Raw genomic sequence first — 17,871 nt, forward strand, 5'->3', positions numbered from 1 at the left:
CACTCTTAAAACTTAACGATTAAAAGGTGGGCCGAAACCCACCACTATTAATAACCTGGGTTTTGTGTGTACGATCCACCACTTAAAATCATCTGCTGGTTCGGAATAGGTAAATACTCATCACGACCTTTAGTGAAAATAGCATCGACCAAATAAGGTTTACGTACAGCTTCAATAGCTAAGTAACTATCAATAGTTTCTTTCGCTATTCCCCATCGAACTAAGTCAAAAAAGCGATGTCCTTCAAGCCCTAATTCTAAACGTCGCTCAAAGCGTAGTGCCGCTCTTGCCTGTTCTTTAGAATCAAAACTTGTATATAAGCCCATGTTATAAATACTCGCGTTGTGTAATTTACCGGTACTATTTTTAGCACGCTCACGAATACGGTTAATAATTGGCAATGCTTCGTCATACCTATCTAACTCAATTAATGCTTCAGCTTTCCAAAGCAATACATCAGCGTAACGAATGAGCGGTGTATTTAATGAAAAGATAGGAAAAGGGCCATTCTCACCACGACAACTACAGTCAGGGTGTTCAAGATCTTTCATTGCCGTAAAGTTGCCATAAATACCAGGGGCACGTGCCCAGCTATCACCGCCATGAATTAAGTTTTCGTCATACTTAAATGGTTTACCTTCCATTGCCACAGTGTGATCTAGGCGAGGGTCAACTGAGTCTGTAGTCATGTCGTAGTTAAAGTCGTTAAAAGAGTCGAATAACGGCAAACCTTGTTGGTCTGTTTTAAACGCATTAACAAAATTTTCTGTTGGCACATGAAAACCACAACAGCCAAAACCACCAGCCATTGGCGCATTTAATGCACTAGGCCAGCTACCACGTCCATCTGGAGAGCCGTCATTTAGAGAGCGCTGAATAGCAAAAACTGATTCTTTACCATTTTCACTTTCAAACAAAAAGTTATTCGCGTAATCATCAAATAAGCCATAGACGCTCGCCTCTTCAATTTCATCAACCAGAGCCACCACTTTTACAAGTTTATCTTTATTAATATTAATAACTTGATGTAGCTCATTCTGCTCATACGCTTGGTAGAGTAATGTTTTAGCTAGATATGCCTTAGCTGATAACGCTGAAGCGCGCCCAACATCTTTTTGGGTTTGTGGTAAATTGTTTGCAGCAAACTCAAAATCTGCAGCAATTTTATCCCATAACTCTTGATCGCTTAGCTCACGATTAGTAGCGCTAAGAATTTGATCTTGAGTCATTGTTTCATCAATCCACGGGATATGCTTATGATGTATTTTTAAATCAAAGTAGAAAATACTGCGAATGAACCGCAGTTCGGATTGTTTTGCAGCACTGTTTTCAATGGCATCTGGCGCATTTGCGATTACCGCTAATGCTGAGTTTGCTCTTGAAATACCGGTGTAATTACGTACCCATTTTTTGTTGTTCAAATCAATTAAATCTGGCGGGAAAGACTCCATATCAGGCACTATTGGTTGATATAAAGACAAAGCATGATAAGCAAAGATATCACCGGGTCCATTACCGCCTTTATGGGCGTCTCCAGCGCGTAAGTTTCCTGTCGGCCATAAAAAGTTAGGTGCGGTATAATGATCGTTTCCTAGATAGGAATAGGCAGCAATAATCAACGCATCTACATTTTCACTGTTAGAAACTTGTTCTTCGGTTAATACCCCAGAAGGTGCAACATCAAGATCAGAACCACCACACGATGCTAAAGAAAGCGCGAGTGTAGCTGCTGTAAATAGTGTTTTAATTTTATTCATAATATGTGCTCGTATCGTTGTCGTTTTAATAAATCAAAAAGAAAGGTTCACGCCTAACGTGATACGTTTTGGAATTGGGAAGTTGCCGTTTGGAGTTTCTGGATCTTGGCTTAGCGTCCCCGATGGCGTAATGGTCAATAAGTTACTGCCCTGCAAATAAATTCGTGCAGAACTAATACCGTATTGATTTAACCACTGTTCATCAGGTGTATAACCGATAGATAAGTTGCGAAGCTTGAGGTAGCTGCCATCTTCCCAAAACAAACTTGATTGACGGCCTTCACCATTGTTATCGATTAAAGTTAATGCCGGTACATTACTGTCAGTATTATTAACTGACCATGCATCAAGAACGCGATCACCGTAGTTAGAACCTATATTTAATGATGTGAAGTCAGTAAATCCACGCCAGCTATTACGTATCTCACCTCCTTGAACACCTTGCCAGAACATATTGAAATCCCAATTTTTGTATTTGAAATTCATGTTCAATCCATACATAAAGTCAGGATCAGTATCGGTGAAAAAGCTTTGATCGTTTTCATCAATCACGCCATTGCCGTCTAAATCTTTCCAGCGAACTCGGCCTAAACCAGCCCCAGATTGCGCTGCATGAGCATCTATCTCACCTTGATTTTGGAATAACCCATCGGCGACATAACCATAAATAGAATTGACTGAATGACCAACAATCGTTTTATCATCACCATTACCACCAAATGAATTCACAACATCCTCTGGTAGTGAGACAACCTTATTTTTAGCAGAAGAAATGTTAAAGCTAATATCGACATCGATATCACCATCTAAGCTATCAAAAGTAAGGTAATCGGCGTAGCCAATGAGAAACTCAAAACCAGAGTTTTCAATCGTGCCACCATTGACCCATTGCTGAGCGCCTTCACCTAATGTTGCAAGTGGATTGGTTAACGTTAAAATATCCTCAGTGGTTTTTTCAAACCAATCGATACTGCCGTATATGGTTTCGTAACGCATGCCAAAATCAAGACCAATGTTTGTTTGCGTTGATGTTTCCCACTTTAGGTCATCATTCCCTGTTTGTGCTTTTACAAACCCAGAAGGAAGCGTGCCGCCATTTGCACCGCCTATATCATAAGCGGTCCCTTCATCTTGCTGATCAGTGAATAAAGACCGAGTTGCATAACGGCTTAAATACGTTGTATATGTTGCATCGGTAGGGATTTCTTGATTACCCGTTTTGCCCCAACTAGCTCGAAGCTTTAAGGTAGATAAAAATTCAATATCATAGAATGATTCGTTGCTGATCACCCAACCTGCAGAAATAGCGGGGAAATTACCGTAGCTATTATTACTACCAAAACGAGATGAGCCATCGCGACGTATTGTTAAACCTGCTAAATAGCGGTCATCAAAGTTATAGTCCATACGCGCGAAATAAGAATTAAGAGACCATTTATCGCCATCCCCTTCCACACGAACATCACCTGTTGCTTGTGATAAATGAGCATAATCACGATCATCAGCCGCAAAACCTGAACCAAAACCAACAGATCCTTCATACTCATAATCTATTTGTTCTGTACCGACCAAAAACGTAAAATGATTTGCATCTAAATCAAGCTTATATTCTGCGGTATTAGTCCAACTAAAACTGCTATTCCAGTTTTCTGTCACTGACAGCTGATCACCATAGTTTAGCGAGCCAGCTTGAAAAGCACGGGTATAGTTTCTGAAGTAGTATTGCCCGTAATCTAAACCGATAGAGCTTTTTAGTGTTAAGTCCTCTATTGCCTCATATTCAACAAAAATATTTCCCATTAATTTATTGAATCTACTAACATTGTCTCGATTCATTTCAATTAGTCTAACCGGATTATCACGGTCAGTTACACCAGGGACGGGTCCTCCCCAGCCACCTTTATCGTTGTACACAGGAACGATAGATTGTTGTTCTATAGCCAAAGTTAGAATATTACCGGCCAGATCATTAACCAAGTTTGATTCTTGATTTGTCACTATAAAGTTTTCACCAATCTTAAGCTTATTTGTTAGCTGATAATCAGAATTAACGCGAAAGCTTATTCGTTCAAACTCTGAGCCATCAACAACACCTTCTGAGCCGAAATAGCCAAGTGAACTATATATCGAAGCTTTGTCTGAACCACCTGAAACTGAAAAGTTAAGATCGGTTACTTTTGCAGAGCGCGTAACTTCATCAAACCAATTAGTATCTGCTGGGCGTTGCACCTGTGCAGCATCCGTAAACTCAGGAAAAACAACGTTGTTTAATTGAGGGTTATTAAAATCATTATTCCAATCATAGCTATAAAGAGAACTTGCTGCATTTGGATCTGAGCCGTCGTTTACTGCAGCTTGCCAAACTGCTTGTCCCCTTTGCTGTGTATTTAATGGATTTAATTCATAATTAAAATCATCATATGACTGATTAAAAGAGAAATTAAAGTCGAGCCCTTCATTCCCTTTTTTGGTGGTAATAATAATGACCCCATTACCAGAGCGAGCACCAAAAATACTTGCAGCTGCCGCATCTCTTAGCACCTGTATATCAGCAATATCATGGCTATTAAGTTCATGCATGCCTGATTTAGTTGGTACACCATCAATAACATAAAGAGGATCGTTATTACCTAAAGGTCCTAAACCTTGACCACGAATACGCACTGTTGCTGCAGAGTTAGGTGAACCATTAGTTGTAATTTGCAAGCCAGGCACACGCCCCTGCAAATTTTGCATGATATTACCTGAAGGCTGATCAACGACATCTTCAAGCTCAACTGTGCTAACTGCGCCGGTTAAATCTTGTTTTTTAACACTTCCATAACCATATGAAACTTCAATAACTTCAATACCAACCTTGGCCGACGCTTCTTCTTGCAGTTGTTCAGCGGCAAAGCTGTTGGATGGCAGCCAACAACCTATCAATACTGTACTAACACTCGCAGCAAGCTGGTTTTTCCTAAATCTGAGCATTGTGTGTGTCCTCATTTTAATTTTATTTTTTAATGTTGATTTCATTATTTAAATTAACAACGTTGTCTTTATGGCGTAAAAAAATATCTTTTTACATTTTGTTGTTTGGCTTGGTCGGTCCAACACAAATAAACAACGTTGTCTTTTTAACATTAAAAAAACATCTATTCAATATAAATAACAAAATATTTTGTTATTTATATGTATAACTTGAAATACAACGCTGCACGCTAACATGGTTCAATAAATTCTAAGATTTGCTGATGCGTTATATCTGGTGTTGCCCCTAGCTGCTGAGCAACCATAGCTCCTGCAGCACAAGCAAAATCTATTGCCTGTTGCGGATCGTTTTGAATGCACAATTGATAAATTAAAGCCCCCAAAAACGAATCCCCTGCACCAACAGTATCCACAACATCGATCAGGTAGCCTGAGTTATAGTAGTTTTTACCTTTAATCGATAATAAAGCACCATGGTTTCCTTTCGTCACGCACAAAAACTCTGTGTTGGTTTGCTTTGCTATAAATGCTAAGTTTTGCTCTAATGAATGGTATTTACACCCCATTCCTTTTGCTATTTCATATAGTTCTTCATCATTTAGTTTGATAAAGTCAGCGCTATTCATTAATTCTATTAAGCTCTCAAGTTGATAGTGAGGAGCTCGTAAATTTACATCAAACACTTTAAACTTCGCATGTTCTAGTAGTTGCTTTAAAGTTATTAATGAAGTGTCGGTACGGCCAATTAAACTACCAAACACAAAAATATCCGTCGATTCAACTTTGCCAATAATTTCATCAGTTAAAACAATATTATCCCAGGCAGTATCAGGCATAATTTCGTACTTAGCAGAACCATGGCTATCAAGTGTTACCTGCACCGTACTGGTATTTTTGTTTGGGTTTACAGCAATGTACTCTGTACTCAATTGCTTTTCTTTTAATTCGTCAAGCAGAGCATCACCTAACTCATCCTCCCCTACTGCACTTATCATTTGTGCATCAATTCCAAGTGATTTAACCCTAAAGCACATATTTAAAGGTGCGCCTCCCAAACGCTTAGTTGCGCCAAAACAGTCCCAAAGGACCTCCCCAAAACAAACTAGACTAATTTTATTAGCCACGTTTTGATTCACAATTATACTCATTCAAGAGCTTCCTTATACGCTTCGTATGGTCAGATAACGGATTAGACAAAGTTCAACTTACCTTTCACTTCATAGAAAGTAAGATATTAAATTTCAATAACTTAAACATTTTTAACTTAAAAATTAAAATGCAGATATATTTGTTAAATAAATGTCGTGAGATATTATTTCATCTAAGCAACAAAAAGACAACGTTGTTTATTTAAGTTAATAAAATTAACTAAATGTCTATCTGCAACTTATAAATAAAGCAAATAATATGCTTGAGAGTTTAATTTATGAATTTTTACCGCAAACTTTTATCCCTAAATGGTATTTGGAGTAGAAGTTTACCTCGAGTTCTAACGGATCGCTGATAACTCGTTAACTTGTGTTGACAGAGTTAAGGCTCATATGTGTTATGTGCATTTACTGCTTGTGAGAAATTATCATTTCTTTTGCAACTAGAGCAGCTGAAGGTAAAAACATTGTTGAAACGATTCTTTGATCAACGACCACTTCGTGTTTATCTTCTAAGGTTTTTTTGTTTTGTGCAATAGCTCCATTTTTATTCAACTGACTTTCAACAAGGAAAGGTAGCAGAGTACCTTGTTTAGCCCATGACTTAGATTTTTCAGTAGAATTAGGAAAACCAGCAATTTTTTTACCTTTAACAAGATACTGACCAGAAGATAATAATACATCGGCAAACGCACCGGCACCGTGACCACCTGCACCAATAATACCGCCAGATTCATAAACTTTGGCGATAATTGATTGTAATTCCTTGTTATTAGCTACATCAAATAATGGGCCATACCCTCCACCAATATAAATTCCCCAGTAATCATTTGGGTTAATTTGTTCAGGAGCAAAGCTGTTTTTCGCTTTATCCATAAAGCCTTCATATTTAATGGTGTAACTACTAATACCCAAAGGATCCATCATGAACTCAACCTTTCCTCCATTTGGAGAAACAAAATCGACATCATAACCATGGCTCATAAAAATATGGTACGGTGGAGCAACTTCCCATAAATTATTTCTCGCATCGTGTTTTTCAGAATCCCCCATATCGATCATATTTGATGCGATGATTAATACTTTTTTTGTCGACTCTGCGCTTAGGTTAGTTGAAGTAAACAGTATTACTGAAAGTAAAATAGATATAAAAAGCTTCATTGTTTTCTTTTTTTAAATGATTAAATTCATTATTTAGACGATACAATTGAATAAAAGGTTTAAATACGGAATCAGCCTAGACACTTAAAGCCCCAAGATGCCGACGAAACGAGCGTAGCGAGTTAAGGTCGGAATAATTGGTTTGTTATATGACGACTTCACGTCGTGGCGCTCCATCACAAGTTAAAATAATTTCTTTTTTATCAGTAAAGACTAAAAAACGTTTTATCGCTCTCATTCCAGACTACATCTATTAGCCTATCAATGCAGTTGTCATCAACGCTTTATTAAGCAATTTACCATAAATCAAGCCTATCAATTTCAAACTCGACTGAGCCTTGGCAAGGTAGATCACCGAACTCGATAAGAAAACCTTGAACCTCAATAACCCCTTCATTTTCATCAATTACTTTGCCACAACCTATGTATGAATAAGGCCCCGTTTTTTCAATTCTTTCTTTAGATGCTTCTGCAATCATTTCTACCGGCCAATCGGCAAGGTACGCCGCTCTAACGTTGGCATCTAGCACTTTAAGGAGGTTATTAACTTTATCACCTATGGAGTATTCACAAATGTGACAAAAAACGTCAACGGCTGAGTGTTCATTTTCAACAGTTACTAATGCTGTTTCATCCGAGTAAAACTCAATATTCGTCACTTTAAGTTGATTGATCATATGCACCTTACAGGTATTCCACAATGCCCACATTAACACTGCTTCCCAAAAAAATAGAAGCCAATTCAAGAGACTCCACTAACGTTAATCCGGGTTTAAAAACTCAACTTTTTCTGTTAAATACTCTGAACCGAATTCTTTAGCTATGATTGCTTCTACCTCTTCGTCAGAAATAACGCCAGAGTGCTGCCCCATATTTTTTACCTTTGATTTTGCCAGCAACATAATGTGCTCAGCCCAAGTAGGTTTAGATTCTTCGAGTAAAGACGCCCAAAGTTGTAACTGTTTTTGTACTATCTCGTCTTCATCACAGAAATTAGATGCTTCTTGTAAGCAAATTCGATATATCCACCCTTCAACTGAAGGCACATAAAAATCAGCAACGATATCATCATGTGGACATAAAATGACCCTGCCATTATTTTTATTATCCAAACACCAAAATGCAACACCATGGAAGACACCAATTGGCAAAATACCATCAAGTACGCCCTCAGGAGCTATTTCAATTTTCAATACATTTGAGCTTGAAATCCACTCTAACAAATACATATTGTAGGAGCTGTCTTTTGTAATACCCTGTTCGATCCAATCACGGTAAGATTTAGGTAACTTACCAATACTGCGCTCAATATTTTCTATTTCTTTAGTAACCACAGAACCTCCTCTTAAATATCGTTCATATTAACTGTGAAATTGCTTATTAGCTCCATATCACGTGCTCTGTTACTCTGTTCACAAGTCGCACTGCAGTAATTTGCTATGTTTTTAGTGCAATCGCATTGCCCACAAAAATAGACAGTTTATCAGCTATTTTCTCACAGCCACCTGCACCCGACTTTATCGTCGAAACAAGCTCTTCAGTGCTGAGTGCCACATCATGCAACACTTCATAAAGAGGCGGATCGTCGCTTTGATCCGTTGGAATTACAAAACAATTATCAGCCCAATCAGCGCCATAACCAATAACAAGATAGTTTGCTGGCAACACATACATCCCTGAGTAGGAATCACAATTAACTTCTTCCATAAATCAATGTTCACAATTTGAATCTCTTCAATGCCATCAAAGTCTTCTTCTGGTTCAAATTTTTGCCAGCCAAGAAGTAAATTGCAAAATAGGTGTGGACATTGCCTCGATATACCACTTAGGAATAATACCGCCTATTTTTTATTTAATCGTTTTAACTTTTCTAAATCAGCCCGTTCTCCGTTTTGGTCTGACTTTGCTATGAATGCAGCTATTTCACTATCAAATGATATTTAAACTACCTTAATAAATATAACGAGCCTGTTGAATAACTCGTTTTAATTTATTTTTATTGATGGATTAACCATAGCCGAGTTCCTATTTTGATTCAATCGACAACTGACTTTCACGTAAAATATAAAAAAGAGGACTTGGTGTTGTTTTAATTGGCTTTTTTTCAAAGTATTACAGATATTTAAGTGGCTTATTTGCGGTGATAAGGGCTTACCTTTGCAATGATGAAGCCACATCGGCCGACGAAGTAAACAAATTTGTTTATTGATTTATAATTGACCGTCACTGAATAAAAAGGTCAAAAAGAATACTAGTGCCTATTAATAGAGTTAAGGCTCATATGTGTTATGTGAATTCCCGATTGAAGCGCCGAACTTTTGTTCGCATGTTTTTCATAGGTGATGACGTATTAAATTGAATCATGCGCCCTAGAGTCCATCGCTCATACCACGCAACACCATACAACTCATGATTACTTAAACTTGAAATGAGTAAAAGTATCTCGTGAACCGTAGACTCCAGCTCAACAAGCAGATCATCGTATTTCCAGTCACGATATTTTTCGTGGAAACTTTCAGCTAGTAACCCAAGTTGATTCCATTTGTAGTCAGTTTCAGGGAAATCTACATCCTGATTTTGAGACTTTAGATGATGCCATTTAAGGACCAGTTTGCCCCAACCAATCAGGTAAGCAACTGTGTCACTAACGCTAATGATTGTACCTTTGATATTTCCTTCTACGCCCAATTTACGAGCTTTGCTTTTTGAAATTGAGCGATAATCAGCCATTAGTTTTGGGAACACTGAGTTTATGGCTAACTCCAATTCATCCTTATTTCTTGGCACAGAAGACAATTTAACCTCCATTCACATAATGCCTTGCATTTGCGGCGGTTTTGTAGCGCGGTACGAGCGGAAAAACCGTCCAACCACTCAGTAGTTTATGCAACATGCTTTTGTTATGTTTTTTCATTCACCAACTCCTGCGCAACCTGTAGCTGAACTTGATGCATTAACCATAGCCGAGTTCCTATTTTGATTCAATCGACAACTGACTTTCACGTAAAATATAAAATAGGATTTAGTGTTGTTTTAATTGATATTTTTCAAGTTGTTACAGATATTTAAGTGGCTTATTTGCGGTGATAAGAGCTTATTTTTGCAATGATGAAGCCGCATCGACAGACGAAGTAAACGAATTTGCTTATTGAATTAAAGTTGATTTTGAATTGACCGTCACTGTATAAAAACGGTCAAAAAGAATACTAGTTCCTATTGACAGAGTTAAGGCTCATATGTGTTAAAGCTCTGCAATTTATTGCCAAAATATAGTGGATATCTGCCCCCAAGCAGCCAATACTAAACAAAATTGTATAGACATCATGATCGATGCAATATCCAATTTTATTAACTTACTTTGCAACTTTCCTCTTAAAGAAATCCATAAAGAAAATAAAAGTGTTATTGGCAAAACCCCTGATAAAAAAGCCAAGCAAATACTTGCCGCAGTAATATCACCAAACTTTAGAAAGGATTGATTAACATAGAGATATATGGACAAGCTAAATAGTACAAGGTTTATAAACCCCCATTTAATGCGCCTTAAGCCATCTTTATCGCGTTTAACAACTCTAGTTAATCCTACTAAAAAGATATAAATCAGTCCAATTAGACCATTACATAATGTGTTGGCATGACTTTGCGTTGTTTGCCAAAACCATGACAACTTAACATTGTTGGAGTTAAGGCGCTTGTTATGTCTTGCTTACTCATTTCAAAGTTTATTCAATAAATAATTAATCTCTGCGATAACAATCTCTGGTTCATGTTTTTGTATGTAATGCTCTGGAGTTGTTGCAAATGTAATTTTGGTATCTTTAGATAAAGTCTGCATCTTATTTAATTCGGTAGAATAAGACTTTTTAATACGCTCCCAGACTGCTGGATGCCAGTTATCTGGAGTTTGATTTGCAGGCACCCAAATTGCGTCTCTGTTCCAAAGTAATACATAAGGTGTGTCACCAAAATCGTCGCTTTGCTGAATGAACGTTGAACTAGTTCTCATATTAATTTTTTCTAGATTATCAGGAGCACCATGCCAGCTAGCAAGTTCAGCTTCCATATTCTTCTTGGTATCAGCATCATATGTGTCATTTTTTGCATCCCACTTTTTTATATGGCTTCTAAATTGGCCATACAATGAAGGATCTACAAGTAAAATGGCGCTGACCTTTTCAGGGTAAAGGTGATTAAATAACTTAATAGGATATGAGCCATAAGAGTGTCCAACCATTACGTAAGGAGGCTGAATTCCAGCCCTTTGTAACAATACATTTTGATGCTCAACAATAGTGCCTAGATCATAATGGCCTTGCGATTTATCACTTTTCCCCAAGTTGGCTCTGTCATAAATACACACTCTATTTTTTTTGTGAAGTGATTGTATTACCTTCTTCCAGTTTCCGTCTTCAACCGTACCACCAAAGCCAGCATTGATAATTATTGAAGGGGAGGCTTCACCATAACATTCAATAAAAAGGTTCACTTTATCTACTTGATACAAGCCTGAAACACTTGGTTTAATGACGTCTTTTGCAGATACGCCAAAGGCTACGATAAATAATAGAACTAAAAGTCCAGTTTTCATTATAAAATCCCTTATATAGCTAATTTAGAAGTAAAATTTAGCACTTAAAATATAACGAGCCTGTAGATTAACTCGTTTTAATTTATTTTTATTGATGCATTAACCATAGCCGAGTTCCTATTTTGATTCAATCGGTTACTTCTATTTTATCTAAAAGTAAATATTGCAAAAATTTTTGTCTGTCCTTTTATTTCAGCTGAACATCTAACTGGATATAAGGCTGAGCATGAATCAATTGGGTGAGTTAATAACCAACAAGGTTTAACCTGATTATATGCCTACAGACCTAAACCACTTGCCTTGATTAGACACTCAGTACGCGTGCATTAATACAATAAACAAAGTCGCTTACACCTGACTTGATAACTGCGTTACGCACCTAAATATAACTGGATCACAATGATGAAACCAGCCGCCTTGAATAGTGCCATGATAAGGTTAACCGATGAATGTCTCGGCCCTAGCATCCTGCTTCGCTCTACCTTCTAAATCCATTTAGTCGTAGTGCCCCAGCGACTCCAAAAGGATATGGGAAAAACCTGGCTGCGATGAGCTCGCAATAATCGATTACTGCGTAACGCGCCTATATGTGTTTGCCGTAAGCTACTTGCTTAACCGCCGCATCGGCCGACGAAGTAAACGAATTTGCTTATTGAATTAAAGTTGATTTTGAATTGACCGTCACTGTATAAAAACGGTTAAAGAAAATACTAGTGCCTATTGACAGAGTTAAGGCTCATATGTGTCACATTTTGTCATTGCTACAGCCCGAATAGATTAAGAACTCGACTTGAATAGAGCTGCGAATTAATCACAAGAAGCTCTTTCACTGTGCTACCGCTATTGCCAACTTCGCCTTCCAGGGAAGCACCATTTTGTAATAATAGTGAAATAATTTCCGGTTTATCCGCAACTTTGTTGTATCCATGGCACGCCGGCCATAAGGCCTCTGATGGATTAGCGCCTTGCTCAATAAGCTTTTGAGTAAAGCTAAGCCATTTATCAAAATTTGGATTTAGACCATGGCCAAACTTTACAGCTAATTGAATTACGCTAGTCTCAGGCCCTGCTGGCATTTTTGCCTTTACGTTAGCCCCCAACTCTATGAGCTTGTTGGCAAGCTCAAAATCTTCGCATTGCATGGCATACATCAAAGGAGTCTTGTCTCTGCAATTAGCGTTATGGTGCCCAACTGTTTCGATTACGCCCTTATCCTTTGCAAGGATACCAAGAACTGAATCCTGGTCGTGCTTTTCGATTGCAACAAACAACTTTTTAATTTCTGCCTTGGTCATGCGTATTCTCAAGAAATGTAACGAGCCTGTAGAATTACTCGTTTTTAATTTATTCTTATTGATGCATTCACCATAGCCGAGTTCCTATTTTGATTCAATTAGTTACTTCGATTTTACGTAAAATATAAAAAGAGGACTTGGTGTTATTTTAATTGGCATTTTGCAAGGTGTTTGAGTGGCTTATTTGAGGTGATAAGGGCTACCCTAATTAGTGCATCGTGTTTTGCAGCTTTTCTCTATTATGAACTAAGCAATACAGTTGCCGCAGTGTGAAGTGAAAGCATTCACTTTCGTTTGTCCGCGCAAGGTCAATTTGCTCAGCGAAATTGATTGGAATGAATTTATTTTGGTAGGATAAGTCTCGCTTGACTCCTCACCCAACGAAAGAGCCATAACGATTTACCGTGGGTGAATAATATTTACTAGATCATAGCTTGATAGTAGATTCAAGGTTAAAAGTTGAACAACTAAAAGTAGGTGCATTCGTTCCTGTAAAGAGTAATTCTACAGCCTCAACGCCCGCCATCTGCCGCGCGGGGTAAGATAAGAACGTCAGCTGCATGACATTGTTATAGCGAAACAGGTTCATCACGCATTTTTTCCCATGTTTGTACCATAAGCTTCTTGGCTGGCCCCCAACGGTAACCACCAAGTGCACCACTGTGCTGTATTACCCGATGGCAGGGGATCAGTAAAGCAACAGGATTTGCTCCAATGGCGTTACCAACCGCTCTTGCAGATTGGGGCGCATTGAGTGCTGTGGCTACCTGAGAATAGCTAGCCACTGCGCCCGGTGGTATTTTCAGCAGCGCCCGCCACACAGCTACCTGAAAATTCGTACCTTTCACATGAAGCGACAGCGGACCATGTTTGGCAGCTGTATCACTACTAAAAAACGCATCAATAACATAGTGCGTAGATGTGATGCTTTCAACAATCGAACTCAATGGCCAAGCGTTACGCAAGTCATCCAGCAGCTCTTCAATGTAATTGAAGTCCATGAACTCAACCCTACAAACACCACGCTGTGTTACAGCTACAAACATAGGCCCCAGTGGTGTAGGGTGCACACCGTATTCGATACGTAGCTCCTTACCCTTATTTTTATACTCCCCCGGTGTCACTGCCTCCAGCTGCACAAAGTGATCATGCAACCTTGAACTACCGCTTAAGCCAATCTCATGTGAAACGTCGAGCAGAGAGCGGGATTTATCCAACAACTCCTTGCTACGCTCCAATGTCAGGACCTGCAAAAACCGCTTTGGCGTGGTACCCGCCCAACGACAAAACAACCTCTGAAAATGATACGGACTCAGATGCACATGGGCGGCTATCTCTTCTAGAGCGGGCTGGGTAGTTGCACGATCTACCAAGTATGCCATAGCACGTGCGATACGGTCATAATCTGACACACTCTGCCTCTCAGACACGATTTATGGATACACCGCCATCTACCAACATCGCAGAACCAGTTGTGAAACTGGATGCATCGGATGCTAAGTACAATGCGGATTGAGCAATTTCATCTGGTGTCGCCATACGCTTGAGCGCATGCAGGTTACGCACAAACGCCAATGCTTCTGGCGTATTAGCAAACTCACGTCCCGCTGGCGTATCAGTACCACCAGGCAAAAGGGCATTGACCCGGATATTCTGAGGCCCATGCTCTGACGCCAGCACTTGAGTCAAACCAATAAGACCAGCCTTACTGGCTGCGTAGGCAGCCATGCCTGGCATACCTGCGGTGTAACCAACGAAGGTAGAGGTGAAAATTAACGAACCTCCTTTTCGGGCAGCCATGGCGGGCAGCTGGTACTTTGCGCCCAAAAATGCACTGGTTAAGTTGGTCGCAATAACTTGATTCCAGTCCGTGAGCGACATCAGCGGCACAGGGCACATAGCACCCAGAATGGCAGCATTGTTAAAAGCGATATCCAGGCCACCAAAGTGGCTTACAGCCTTATCTACCAAAGCTTTGGCAAAAGCTTCTTCGCCAACATCACCGGCTAGTGCCAGTGCCTGCCCACCTTCAGTCTTGATTAATTCCACCAGTTCATCAAGCTCCTTCTGTCGCCTTGCTGCCACCACTACGGCAGCACCTTCTCTCGCAAAAAGCTTCGCGGCTGCATAGCCAATGCCGGTGCTGGCACCAGTAACAATAGCAACTTTGTTGGCCAATATGTTCATCGATTATTTCTCCTAGCTCTGCTGACAATTAAAGGGCATATGCCCGAACAGATGCTATATTAGGAGGCCGAACGATTAATGCCGACCCGAATCTTGCTGAATTTCAATTGCGCTATAACATTTTAGTATTTATGCGACACGCAGTTTGTGTTGCATAATCGCTTGTCGGACTGAGGCGCTACCTGCTCGATGTGTAGAGTTGGTGTTGTTTATGCTATGGACTTTACATATATAGAAAGGCTTTTTATGACCTAAGCTATAGCAAGCAAATTTAATTAGTGTGCCTGTCGTATCTATGCTGTCCCTGCGTTACTCAGTGTTTATTATCTATCCATTAAACCTAATGTTTAACCCTTAAGCAATTATATTTTTCGTATGCACAGTCGTTACTGACCTGAGCAGTTAAGCAGGTTAATTAGCTGATTTGATGCAGCAAGCTAGGCCGCTAACTCGTTCGAACTATTTAATTTGTCGCTACATCTAAATTAATCGCAACATACTAGTACTCGTTCACAGAAGTTCTGATCAGTTGCCTTACTTAAATTCAGGCAACTGATTTATTCCTATCAATAGCTTTATCGTTCGGCTTTTTCCAGCAGTTGAAGTGATGAACCCTTTCTTTTTAAGCGTTAAAATCATTGCATGAACACTTGATGATGCAGTCCCAAAATAACGCTCAAAATCATTTTCAGCAGGTGCAACACCATTCACTTTTGTGTAGTAATAAATAAATGCCAAATACTGCCCTTGTTTCACAGTGAACGACGGCAACTCTTCTTTATTCATAATGAACTTTTATCCTAATTGACGATCCTTTAACTCATATTTACTCATTTAATATTGTTATGAACCGAAAGTATATTGTTGAATTATCAGCAGAAGAAAAATGCGAATTAGTTAACTACTGCAAAAAAGGCATGGTCAATGTTCGAAAGTACAAACGAGCCGCCATTTTATTAAAAGCGGACCGTTGTCGATATACAACAGATCAAATATGTGAAGCGGTTCAAGTGAGCTCTTCAACTGTATTTCGAGTCAAACGTCAGTTTGTCGAAGACAGTTTAGAAGCCGCTTTAAATGAAGGTGCACGAAGTGGTGCTATGAGAAAAACCTCCGCGAAAGATGAAGTAACTTTAATAGCCACAGCCTGTTCTGAGCCGCCAACAGGACACTGCCGATGGACATTAGCGTTACTTGGCGAGCGATTAATAACATTAACGGATTTAGACAGTATTTCATATGAAACTGTTCGTAGACGCCTTAAAGAAAATGCGTTAAAGCCCTGGCAAAAAAAGATGTGGTGTGTGGCAACAATGGACGCTGAGTATATTGCAAGAATGGAGCATGTACTTGAATTATATGCTGAGCCAGCGGATGAGCTCAATCCTATTATTAATTTTGATGAGGCGATGAAGCAACTTGTTGATGATACACGGCCAGTACAACCGATGAAAAAGGGACAGGTAAAACGCCTAGATTATGAATATAAACGGGTTGGCGTGGCTAACTTAATTGTATTCTTTGACCGTCATCGGGGTTGGCGGCACGTTAAAGCAACACAGAGGAAAACGAAAGTTGATTTTGCTCACTGTATGAAGGACTTAGTCGATGAACACTACCCACATGCGAATAAAATTCGTGTCGTGCTAGATAACTTATCGACTCATACGGAAGGTGCGTTATATAAAGCATTTTCACCGCAAGAAGCACGACGTATTTTAAATAAAATAGAGTTCCATTACACACCTAAACATGCGAGTTGGTTGAATATGGTCGAGATAGAAATTGGCAATATGAATAAGCAATGCTTAGATCGGCGCATAGCAAGTATGGAAGAGTTAAAGACAGAGCTCACGGCGTGGGAATGGCGCCGAAATAAAGAAGGCGCCAGTATAAATTGGATGTTTAATGTTGATTCAGCACGTGAAAAACTAGAGAGAGCTTACGGTGCTCTCAACTAGTCAAAATTTGTGTGACGAAGTACTAGCTTGGCAGTGCTGGCAACTTATTAGCTTGTCTAATCAATGCTTCGATTACTGGCTTTGTTTTATTACTAGGTACTTTCGCTAGCATTACATACCTAGAATGTCGTTCAACTAAGGTCGCGATAAAGCTGTTTTCTGAGCCTTGGTTCAAGTCCAACTCCCAGTGATCTGGAACAGCTCTGTCTTCAACATTTGATGACCTTTCACTATTGGTACAGCGTCGACTATCTTTCCTAACCCTTTACCTTTCAGCAGCAACTAAATAAGAGAGCCACTCTAATTGAACAAATAAAACTGTGTCACTAAATTTACTTTTCAGGTTCAGAATTTATCTTTTATTGCGGGGTTATTTTTATTTCACCTATTAAATAAGTCATTAGCCCTATTAAACCTAAATTACACGCATGAAGATGACTGCAGGAAATAGAAACGGAAATAAAAAGGACAGACACATATTTTGTGTCAGAAAATTTAGCACCTCTCCCGTTGTGGATAATCGCATAATTATTTTTTCACATACTGTTAGTGTTAGTTACAGAGCTTAGAATTGAGGTGCTTGGAAAGGATTTTAGGCAAAAAAAGGCAAAGCTAGGCCGTCACTTTGTTCAATAGTGTATTTTTAAAACAACCTAATAAAGATGCAACTGTTCAGCCTGCGCCTTTGTACCATTTTACATCGTTGCTGGCGGCTTGCTGCTTTAACCGTTGTTTGCTGCCTGCAAAATTTGAGTACTGCTGCCTGAAACGTTGAATTGATTCAAGCCATTGCGCTTCTTC

Annotated in this window: 15 protein-coding genes and 1 pseudogene; 1 reads left to right on the plus strand and 15 read right to left on the minus strand. The window is 39.2% G+C overall.

The window, feature by feature from the left end; all coding sequences use genetic code 11:
- Positions 1-47 precede the first annotated feature (47 nt).
- The 14 genes from H5158_RS17135 to H5158_RS17200 all read right to left on the minus strand — a co-directional run bounded on the left by H5158_RS17135 (position 48) and on the right by H5158_RS17200 (position 15,895).
- On the minus strand, positions 48-1,757 hold the full coding sequence (locus H5158_RS17135; RefSeq protein ID WP_182740502.1) for a RagB/SusD family nutrient uptake outer membrane protein: 1,710 nt from the start codon (positions 1,755-1,757) through the stop codon (positions 48-50).
- 33 nt (positions 1,758-1,790) lie between these two features.
- A complete protein-coding gene (locus tag H5158_RS17140) occupies positions 1,791-4,730 on the minus strand; it encodes a SusC/RagA family TonB-linked outer membrane protein (protein ID WP_182740503.1) in 2,940 nt (979 codons plus the stop codon).
- Between the two features lie 230 nt (positions 4,731-4,960).
- Positions 4,961-5,878 (minus strand): carbohydrate kinase, encoded by a 918-nt coding sequence (locus tag H5158_RS17145; protein ID WP_182718941.1) that lies wholly within the window; start codon positions 5,876-5,878, stop codon positions 4,961-4,963.
- Positions 5,879-6,286: 408 nt separating this feature from the next.
- On the minus strand, positions 6,287-7,039 hold the full coding sequence (locus tag H5158_RS17150; RefSeq protein ID WP_182718940.1) for a DJ-1/PfpI family protein: 753 nt from the start codon (positions 7,037-7,039) through the stop codon (positions 6,287-6,289).
- Positions 7,040-7,335: 296 nt separating this feature from the next.
- Positions 7,336-7,785 (minus strand): hypothetical protein, encoded by a 450-nt coding sequence (locus tag H5158_RS17155; RefSeq protein WP_182740504.1) that lies wholly within the window; start codon positions 7,783-7,785, stop codon positions 7,336-7,338.
- Between the two features lie 15 nt (positions 7,786-7,800).
- Positions 7,801-8,373: an SMI1/KNR4 family protein gene (locus H5158_RS17160; protein ID WP_182740505.1), complete on the minus strand. Its 573-nt coding sequence runs from the start codon at positions 8,371-8,373 to the stop codon at positions 7,801-7,803.
- Between the two features lie 103 nt (positions 8,374-8,476).
- Positions 8,477-8,746 carry a hypothetical protein gene (locus H5158_RS17165; RefSeq protein ID WP_182718937.1) on the minus strand — a complete coding sequence of 90 codons (270 nt, stop codon included), beginning with the start codon at positions 8,744-8,746 and terminating at the stop codon, positions 8,477-8,479.
- Positions 8,747-9,325: 579 nt separating this feature from the next.
- On the minus strand, positions 9,326-9,835 hold the full coding sequence (locus H5158_RS17170) for a ClbS/DfsB family four-helix bundle protein (RefSeq protein WP_182718968.1): 510 nt from the start codon (positions 9,833-9,835) through the stop codon (positions 9,326-9,328).
- Positions 9,836-10,295: 460 nt separating this feature from the next.
- Positions 10,296-10,706 (minus strand): hypothetical protein, encoded by a 411-nt coding sequence (locus H5158_RS17175; RefSeq protein ID WP_259398532.1) that lies wholly within the window; start codon positions 10,704-10,706, stop codon positions 10,296-10,298.
- Positions 10,707-10,754: 48 nt separating this feature from the next.
- The gene (locus tag H5158_RS17180) at positions 10,755-11,627 is read right to left on the minus strand and encodes an alpha/beta fold hydrolase (protein ID WP_182718936.1); all 873 of its coding nucleotides are present in this window, start codon (positions 11,625-11,627) and stop codon (positions 10,755-10,757) included.
- Positions 11,628-12,388: 761 nt separating this feature from the next.
- Entirely contained in the window at positions 12,389-12,922 is a 534-nt protein-coding gene (locus H5158_RS17185) for a hypothetical protein (protein WP_182718935.1), read from the minus strand.
- A 569-nt stretch (positions 12,923-13,491) separates the two neighbouring features.
- Positions 13,492-14,334: a bifunctional transcriptional activator/DNA repair enzyme AdaA gene (locus tag H5158_RS17190; RefSeq protein ID WP_182718934.1), complete on the minus strand. Its 843-nt coding sequence runs from the start codon at positions 14,332-14,334 to the stop codon at positions 13,492-13,494.
- Positions 14,335-14,344: 10 nt separating this feature from the next.
- Positions 14,345-15,109, minus strand: a complete 765-nt coding sequence (locus H5158_RS17195) for an SDR family oxidoreductase (RefSeq protein WP_182740506.1) — start codon at positions 15,107-15,109, stop codon at positions 14,345-14,347.
- Between the two features lie 534 nt (positions 15,110-15,643).
- Positions 15,644-15,895 (minus strand): LexA family transcriptional regulator, encoded by a 252-nt coding sequence (locus tag H5158_RS17200; RefSeq protein WP_149983453.1) that lies wholly within the window; start codon positions 15,893-15,895, stop codon positions 15,644-15,646.
- Between the two features lie 59 nt (positions 15,896-15,954).
- Between H5158_RS17200 and H5158_RS17205 the strand changes: the two genes are divergently transcribed.
- Positions 15,955-17,070 (plus strand): IS630 family transposase, encoded by a 1,116-nt coding sequence (locus tag H5158_RS17205; protein ID WP_182740507.1) that lies wholly within the window; start codon positions 15,955-15,957, stop codon positions 17,068-17,070.
- A gap of 37 nt (positions 17,071-17,107) precedes the next feature.
- On the opposite strand, the pseudogene H5158_RS17210 reads toward H5158_RS17205, so the two are convergent.
- Positions 17,108-17,328 (minus strand): annotated as a pseudogene (locus H5158_RS17210) (transposase); the annotation flags it as partial.
- Between the last annotated feature and the right edge of the window lie 543 nt (positions 17,329-17,871).

This window comes from Pseudoalteromonas sp. SR45-6 (assembly GCF_014163545.1).
Classification (GTDB): domain Bacteria; phylum Pseudomonadota; class Gammaproteobacteria; order Enterobacterales; family Alteromonadaceae; genus Pseudoalteromonas; species Pseudoalteromonas rhizosphaerae.

What these genes read in the sequence shown, in the direction of transcription:
- H5158_RS17135 (WP_182740502.1), bottom strand. Translation starts at nt 1,757, where the DNA reads ATGAATAAAATTAAAACACTATTTACAGCAGCTACACTCGCGCTTTCT.
- H5158_RS17140 (WP_182740503.1), bottom strand. Translation starts at nt 4,730, where the DNA reads ATGCTCAGATTTAGGAAAAACCAGCTTGCTGCGAGTGTTAGTACAGTA.
- H5158_RS17145 (WP_182718941.1), bottom strand. Translation starts at nt 5,878, where the DNA reads ATGAGTATAATTGTGAATCAAAACGTGGCTAATAAAATTAGTCTAGTT.
- H5158_RS17150 (WP_182718940.1), bottom strand. Translation starts at nt 7,039, where the DNA reads ATGAAGCTTTTTATATCTATTTTACTTTCAGTAATACTGTTTACTTCA.
- H5158_RS17165 (WP_182718937.1), bottom strand. Translation starts at nt 8,746, where the DNA reads ATGGAAGAAGTTAATTGTGATTCCTACTCAGGGATGTATGTGTTGCCA.
- H5158_RS17180 (WP_182718936.1), bottom strand. Translation starts at nt 11,627, where the DNA reads ATGAAAACTGGACTTTTAGTTCTATTATTTATCGTAGCCTTTGGCGTA.
- H5158_RS17185 (WP_182718935.1), bottom strand. Translation starts at nt 12,922, where the DNA reads ATGACCAAGGCAGAAATTAAAAAGTTGTTTGTTGCAATCGAAAAGCAC.
- H5158_RS17195 (WP_182740506.1), bottom strand. Translation starts at nt 15,109, where the DNA reads ATGAACATATTGGCCAACAAAGTTGCTATTGTTACTGGTGCCAGCACC.
- H5158_RS17200 (WP_149983453.1), bottom strand. Translation starts at nt 15,895, where the DNA reads ATGAATAAAGAAGAGTTGCCGTCGTTCACTGTGAAACAAGGGCAGTAT.
- H5158_RS17205 (WP_182740507.1), top strand. Translation starts at nt 15,955, where the DNA reads ATGAACCGAAAGTATATTGTTGAATTATCAGCAGAAGAAAAATGCGAA.